Source organism: Sphingobacterium alimentarium (assembly GCF_004342685.1).
In the GTDB taxonomy this organism is placed as follows: domain Bacteria; phylum Bacteroidota; class Bacteroidia; order Sphingobacteriales; family Sphingobacteriaceae; genus Sphingobacterium; species Sphingobacterium alimentarium.
Window position 1 is genome coordinate 23,514 of sequence record NZ_SMBZ01000046.1, and the last position, 7,069, is coordinate 30,582.

Here is a 7,069-nt window from a genome sequence, read left to right on the forward strand (position 1 = left end):
ATTGACAAATTAAAATAGACTTAACCCTAGCTGATTGTAATCTTGTGGCAAAGTCTTCGTTATATAATAAAGCCCAAAGCGATTTAGCCTCTGGTTAAACTAATTTTGGGATCGAATTAAGATATAACATACCCCTAAGTATGTTTGGTAGATGGCATCGGGAAGTAAAATTTCCGGTGCTTTTTTTATCCTTCAATTCCGGTGCTTAATAAGGCGATTGTAGAATCCTAAAAGTATAATTGGAAATAAAATATAGCATGTTAAATGCTAGCATTTAAAGAAAGTTGTATTTAAGTAAATGATTTGCATTTGGTGACGCCAATGTTGAAGATTTTGCCTTATTTACTTTACTTTTGCATCATGTCTGAAGATGTAGATTTAATCGAGCAAGAAGATCAGGAATTATTCGAACATATCCGTATTGTTGCCGAAAAAGGGGTGACCTTGGTACGTATTGATAAGTTCTTAATGAATAGAATTGAGAATACGTCACGCAATCGAGTTCAAAATGCGATAGATGCAGGCTCGGTACGCGTGAATGATAAACCTATCAAGGCTAGTTATAAGGTAAAACCCTTTGATGTCATCACTATGGTATTGCCGGATCCACCGCGCGATACGGAAGTATACCCCGAGAATATTCCTTTGGATATTATTTATGAGGACGATGATGTACTTCTAGTCAATAAGCAAGCGGGTATGGTTGTACATCCTGGATTCAATAATTACACAGGTACATTGGTGAATGCACTTACGTATCATTTGAATCAGTTGCCCACATTGCCAGGCAATACAGGTCGTCCGGGATTAGTGCATCGTATTGATAAGGATACATCGGGTTTGCTGATTATCGCTAAGAATGAGTGGGCGATGACCTATTTGGCTAAACAATTTTTTGATCATACGATCAATCGCCGATATATAGCTTTGGTATGGGGAGATATTGCTGAGGATGGTACGGTGTCGGGTTATATTGGTAGAGATCTCAAGGATCGCCGGATAATGAGCATGTATGATGATCCTGAAAAGGGAAAATGGTCCGTTACGCATTACAAAGTATTGGAAAGAATGGGCTATGTAACATTGATTGAATGTCAATTGGAAACGGGGCGTACCCATCAGATCCGCGCACACATGAAGTCCATAGGTCATCCTTTATTTTCGGATTCCAGCTATGGTGGGGATAAAATATTAAAAGGAACATCCTTCAGCAAGTACAAACAGTTTATTGACAATTGTTTTGCTATATTACCAAGACAAGCTTTACACGCGAGGCTATTGGGATTTCAGCATCCAGTGACGAAGAAGCAAATGGATTTTGAGGTAGCAATGCCCCAAGATATGCAGCAGGTATTGGAAAAGTGGAGAGCCTACGCTGCACAGATTAAAGGTTAATTAAAAAGAATTTATGCCGATACAATATATAAATTTTAACGGGGAGATAGTACCTGAAGATGCTAAACTATTGACCGCGGACAATCGCGGATTTCGCTACGGCGATGGTTTGTTTGAAACCATGCTGTATCAAGGCGGAGAAATTCGGTTTTTGCATCTGCATATTGAGCGGCTGCAGCGAAGCATGCAGACTATACAGTTGGAGCAGTCAACCATGTTTGATGAATATTTTGTCAAAAAGATTACCGACGAACTTATTCGCAAAAATAATATGGTGGGCCAGCGGGTGCGCGTACGATTGACCGTGTTCCGTGATGGCGGAGGGCTGTATACACCGGCTGCCAACAAACCAGCCTTTATCTTGCAGGTCCAAAAGATGGATATTCAGTTGCGGGACAAAAAGGTGGGGTTGATTGTGGATTTATACACTGAACTTAAAAAACCTTATAGTGATCTTTCAGCGATAAAATCCAACAATTCACTTATATACGTTCTCGCGGGCAATTATAAAAAGAAATTTGATTATGATGATGTGTTTATCCTGAATCAGGAAGGTTTCCTTTGTGAAGCCTTAACATCAAATCTATTTATATATTATGACAAGGTGCTGTATACTCCAGCATTAAACCAAGGCTGTATAGACGGGGTGATGCGTCGTGTGGTAATGGATATGGCCGAAGAGGAGGGAATACCTGTCGTGGAAGCGCAGATAAGTCCCGAAATCATGAAAACCGCCGATGAGTTATTTTGTACCAATGCGGTGCAAGGTATTCAATGGGTAATGGGGTATAAACAGAAACGTTATTTTAATAAACTTTCCCGTATTCTGCAGGAAAAACTCCTTACATGGAGTTATGATAAGGATGAAGATTAGTTATTTGTTGATAATATCTCATAATATATAGTTCAGAGAGAAATAAGTTTCTGCTAAGTGAGCATTTGCTTATTTTTGTTAAAACAAATTTTCATTCTTTCAATGGGTGGAAATAAAAAATAGATTCATGGAATTAAAACTTAAAAGACCCTTAGCTTTTTTCGATTTGGAAACTACAGGTGTCAATATTGCGACAGACAGAATAGTAGAGATATCGATACTTAAAGTAAATATTGATAATACGGAAGAGGTGTATACGCGCCGCGTGAATCCATTGATGCCGATTCCTGTGGAATCCTCTATGTTTCATGGTATTTACGATGAGGACATCAAAGACGCTCCGACGTTTAAGGATTTGGCAAAGGAAATAGCGGATTTTATTGGTGACTCGGATTTAGCTGGCTACAATTCCAATAAATTCGACGTTCCGATGCTTATGGAGGAGTTTTTGGCTGCTGGTGTCGAATTCAGTTTGGAAGGTCGTTCTTTTGTGGATGTGCAAAATATCTTTCATCAAATGGAACAGCGCACATTAAAAGCTGCATACAAATTTTATTGTGGCAAGTCGCTGGATAATGCCCATCAAGCAGAGGATGATGTACGTGCTACCTATGAAGTACTGAAAGCACAGTTGACTAAGTATGAAAACGAAAGTTATACGGACAAGCATGGTCAAGTTTCTTATCCTGTTGTCAATGATGTAGAAGCTTTGCACCAATTTACCAACTTAACCAAACCCGTGGATTTTGCCGGAAGATTCGTATACGATGAGCAAGGTGAGGTTTGTATTAATTTTGGCAAGCATAAGGGTAGAAGGCTGACGGATGTATTTGAGTCGGAGCCAAGTTATTATTCATGGATGCAAAATGGTGATTTTCCGCTTTACACCAAACGTATTCTTGAAAAACAATGGAATGCGTATAAGAATGAAAAAAATACTCAAAAGGCTCCTGCAGATAAAACTGTAGTGTCTAAGCCAAAAGTGGAAGAAAAAGCGGCAAAGCCTATCACTAATGATATGCTAGCTAGTCTGCAAAATAAATTTAGTAAATAATAAATCTAAATAAATAATGAATAAAAAGCAAGTTTCTGAACATGTTAATTGTTTGATTATAGGGTCAGGACCTGCAGGTTATACTGCAGCGATATATGCAGCTCGTGCTGATTTAAAACCCGTTGTATATACAGGTATTGTTCCTGGAGGACAGTTGACACAGACTACTGAGGTTGATAATTTTCCGGGCTATCCGCAAGGTATTACGGGGCCTGAGATGATGGAAGATTTGAAAAATCAAGCAGAACGCTTCGGTACGCAGGTACGTTTCGGCTATGCCACAAAAGTAGATTTTTCGAAAGACGGCGGTATACATTATGTAGAAATCGACGGCAAAACGGTAATTTCTGCTGATACGGTAATCATTTCAACAGGTGCTACTGCCAAATGGTTGGGATTGGAATCCGAGCAAAAATACAATGGTTTTGGGGTGTCTGCATGTGCTGTATGTGATGGATTTTTCTTCAAGGGCCAAGATGTAGCCATCGTAGGAGCTGGCGATACGGCAGCGGAAGAAGCTACCTATTTAGCGAAACTATGTAAGAAAGTGTATATGCTAGTACGTCGCGATGAATTCAGAGCTTCCAAAGCCATGTACCATCGTGTGATGAACACGGCTAATATTGAGGTTATTTACAATACAGAAGCGGAAGAAATCTTGGGTGATGGACAAGTGGTAACAGGTGTTCGCGTGAAAAATAACCAAACAAACGAAACTCAAGATCTTGATGTGACAGGTTTCTTTGTAGCAATAGGACATAAGCCAAATACAGAATTATTCCAAGGTATATTGGATATGGACGAAACAGGTTATCTCATTACTAAACCGAATGTGACAGCAACAAATATACCGGGTGTATTCGCGGCAGGAGATGTACAAGACAATGTATACCGTCAAGCGATTACTGCAGCGGGAACAGGATGTATGGCCGCTTTAGAAGCAGAAAGATATTTAGCAGCTAAAGGCGATCATTAATAAAGAATAATTATAAAAACAGAAAGAGCTCGAATTTCGAGCTCTTTCTGTTTTTATGTGGTTTTGTTCTTGGCTTTATTTGCCTTCACTAATAAATAACTTATATATAATAAGATTAGCCAGATTGGTATCAGTTCGACAGATATCTTCAATCCTGTCAACCACATCAGGCCGAGCACACCTAATAAGAAGAAGAGTGTGAGGTAATTGCTAATAGGGTAAAATAAGCTAGGAAACTTTGTCTGCTGATTTGTTTTAATTTTATGTTTTTTGAAATGTAAGTGTGTCCACGAGATCATTATCCAGTTAATGATCAAGGATGACACCACCAAAGACATTAATATTTCCAGCGCTTGATCAGGCATAATCTTGTTGATAACAATACATAGTGCTACTAAGGCCGCCGAAACCATTAAAGCAGTAATAGGTGCGTGGTTTTTGTTTAATTTTTTCAGAAAACGAGGAGCATTACCTTGTTCGGCAAGTCCATAAAGCATTCTAGAATTACTGTACACACAACTGTTATAAACGGACAAGGCCGCCGTCAATACGATTATATTAAGCACATTAGCAATGATGCTCATGAAATCATATGTTTTACCAAATAGCGTAAACTCTTTGTCATTCAGGATGTCAAATACTTCCACAAATGGGCTTGTATTGGCTGTAATCGAACGCCAAGGCATCAATGAGAATAAAATAAATAGCGCACCTACGTAAAAAATCAATATACGGATCAACACTTGATTCGTCGCTTTAGGAATATTTTTCTCCGGATTTTCTGCTTCTGCAGCCGTGATACCGACCAATTCTAGTCCACCAAAAGAGAACATAATAATCACTAAAGCTGCTAGCAAACCTTGATAACTGCCGTCAGCATTTTGTTCAAACCATCCTTTTGGGAAAAATCCTCCATCATTTACTAAATTCTTCACCGTTGCTTGATCTCCTTCTGCACCTGAGATGAGGAGGTAAGCACCGAAAACAATCATCGCGATTATAGCAGTAACTTTTATGATGGAGAACCAAAATTCCGTCTCGCCATATACTTTCACTGAGGTAAGATTTAAGGCATTGATGACGACGAAAAAGAACAGACTCGACACCCACAAGGGTATCTCTGGCCACCAGAATTGGACATATACGCCAATGGCTGTAAGTTCTGCCATACTTACCAGAATATACAAAATCCAATAATTCCAACCTGAAGCATAACCTGCAAATGGTCCCCAATATTTATTCGCGAAATACGAGAAACTACCAGATACTGGTTCATCGACGACCATCTCACCCAATTGTCTCAAAATAAAAAAGGCAAAAATTCCAGCTATAGCATATCCTAAAATCACAGACGGACCCGCTAATATAGCTGCTTTGCCAATACCTAAGAACAAACCCGTTCCTACAGCACCACCAATAGCAATAAGCTGAATGTGTCTATTACTTAACCCTCTTTTTAATTCTTTTTCTTTATTATCCTCCACGGTATTTAGCTAATAATTTTATTTAGTAATTTGTTTAAATCCAATAATTTCATCCCAGTAAGTACCGGGTTTTCTATAATAGAGTAGTATCTGATATTCATTTTCGGTATCAAAGTAAGAACCAGAAAATTTGCTGATCTGTGTTTTGTCTGCTGACTCCAACACATACTCATAGTCATATACCCCTTGTTTTAATAATTGTACGGTTTCCCATGTTTTTTGCTCGGTATTGTAGGTCAATTTATTTAACGCAGTTCGCACGTAATTGTTTAATCCTCCGACAAGGTAAATATCTCCATCAATATTTGAGGAATCTTTTAGCGAAAAAAGTGTATAAATATATCCACTTTGGGTAGTTTGCTCCGCAAAATCCATATTTCTAATATAAAAACGTCCATTTTAATCTGGTTTCCATATATAATTTTCCTTGGAAATGTTGCGATCGGCTTCTAATATTGCGCTTATTGAGGAATCTCGGTTCAACTCTCGCACCTGCGAACTTACATTTCTTACACTCCTCAAATCTACAGTTCTGAATTCATTATTTCCTTCAAAATCTAATTTTTGGGGCAAGTGATACGTTATTTTTTGACTGCTAATCTGTGATGGTTCTCTTAGGATTTGAAAATTGTCTGTTCGTTGATTTTTTAAGGCATGAATCTGCAGCGAAAAACGTGGATTGGCAATTTCGAAATTAGTATTTATAGCGAGATTGAGCTTTTGATTACGTAGCCTTTTATTGCTTTGTGAGGACGGAACTAGCTCAGCATCAATAGTGGCAAGGTCCTCTACGACATAAAATCTTTGGGTAAATAGTAGCTCCGAAGGATTTGCATTTTCATATACTTTAAGCAAATAATTGCCCGCCTTTTTTAGTTGTGTGTTGTCATTCGGGAAATTAAACCGATAATGGGTGTAGGGGATACGTGTATTTTCAGAAGGTTTCATATCCGAAATTCTGTCTTCCGTATAACCTTCCAAATAATCCATTGTAGGCAATCTACTCGGAGAGCAGTCGGCATTGCAATGCTCTACTTGAAAATATAATGAGCGTGAATCCGCCCTTAAGTCATCAAAAGTAATTTGGAGTATGTAGGATTTAGAAAGTGAAAGGATTGGAAATTGACTTTCACGCTCTGTGGGGTGTACCATCACAGTCTTTATCGAAAAGTTGTAAATGATATTATCATATCATTACTGTCCCATTAAAACTTGAAATTGTTCTTTGAAATATTTGAAATATAGTTAGTTATAGAGGTTTGGCAACCGAACGGACTTGAAAACAT

Annotated in this window: 5 protein-coding genes and 1 pseudogene; 4 read left to right on the forward strand and 2 right to left on the reverse strand. The window is 38.4% G+C overall.

Annotated elements, in window-relative coordinates:
• Positions 1-360 precede the first annotated feature (360 nt).
• The 4 genes from EDC17_RS13905 to trxB all read left to right on the forward strand — a co-directional run bounded on the left by EDC17_RS13905 (position 361) and on the right by trxB (position 4,299).
• A complete protein-coding gene (locus EDC17_RS13905) occupies positions 361-1,395 on the forward strand; it encodes an RluA family pseudouridine synthase (RefSeq protein WP_132778671.1) in 1,035 nt (344 codons plus the stop codon).
• Positions 1,396-1,408: 13 nt separating this feature from the next.
• Positions 1,409-2,269 (forward strand): aminotransferase class IV, encoded by an 861-nt coding sequence (locus EDC17_RS13910; protein ID WP_132778672.1) that lies wholly within the window; start codon positions 1,409-1,411, stop codon positions 2,267-2,269.
• A 127-nt stretch (positions 2,270-2,396) separates the two neighbouring features.
• Positions 2,397-3,323: a 3'-5' exonuclease gene (locus EDC17_RS13915; RefSeq protein WP_132778673.1), complete on the forward strand. Its 927-nt coding sequence runs from the start codon at positions 2,397-2,399 to the stop codon at positions 3,321-3,323.
• 16 nt (positions 3,324-3,339) lie between these two features.
• The gene (trxB, locus tag EDC17_RS13920; RefSeq protein WP_132778674.1) at positions 3,340-4,299 is read left to right on the forward strand and encodes a thioredoxin-disulfide reductase; all 960 of its coding nucleotides are present in this window, start codon (positions 3,340-3,342) and stop codon (positions 4,297-4,299) included.
• A 53-nt stretch (positions 4,300-4,352) separates the two neighbouring features.
• On the opposite strand, the gene EDC17_RS13925 is transcribed toward trxB, so the two are convergent.
• Both EDC17_RS13925 and EDC17_RS13935 read right to left on the reverse strand, forming a co-directional pair.
• Positions 4,353-5,783, reverse strand: coding sequence for an amino acid permease (locus tag EDC17_RS13925; protein ID WP_132778675.1), 1,431 nt, complete (start codon positions 5,781-5,783; stop codon positions 4,353-4,355).
• Between the two features lie 18 nt (positions 5,784-5,801).
• Positions 5,802-6,938: pseudogene (locus EDC17_RS13935) on the reverse strand (type IX secretion system plug protein).
• Positions 6,939-7,069: the final 131 nt, after the last annotated feature.

What these genes read in the sequence shown, in the direction of transcription:
- EDC17_RS13905 (WP_132778671.1), top strand. Translation starts at nt 361, where the DNA reads ATGTCTGAAGATGTAGATTTAATCGAGCAAGAAGATCAGGAATTATTC.
- EDC17_RS13910 (WP_132778672.1), top strand. Translation starts at nt 1,409, where the DNA reads ATGCCGATACAATATATAAATTTTAACGGGGAGATAGTACCTGAAGAT.
- EDC17_RS13915 (WP_132778673.1), top strand. Translation starts at nt 2,397, where the DNA reads ATGGAATTAAAACTTAAAAGACCCTTAGCTTTTTTCGATTTGGAAACT.
- trxB (WP_132778674.1), top strand. Translation starts at nt 3,340, where the DNA reads ATGAATAAAAAGCAAGTTTCTGAACATGTTAATTGTTTGATTATAGGG.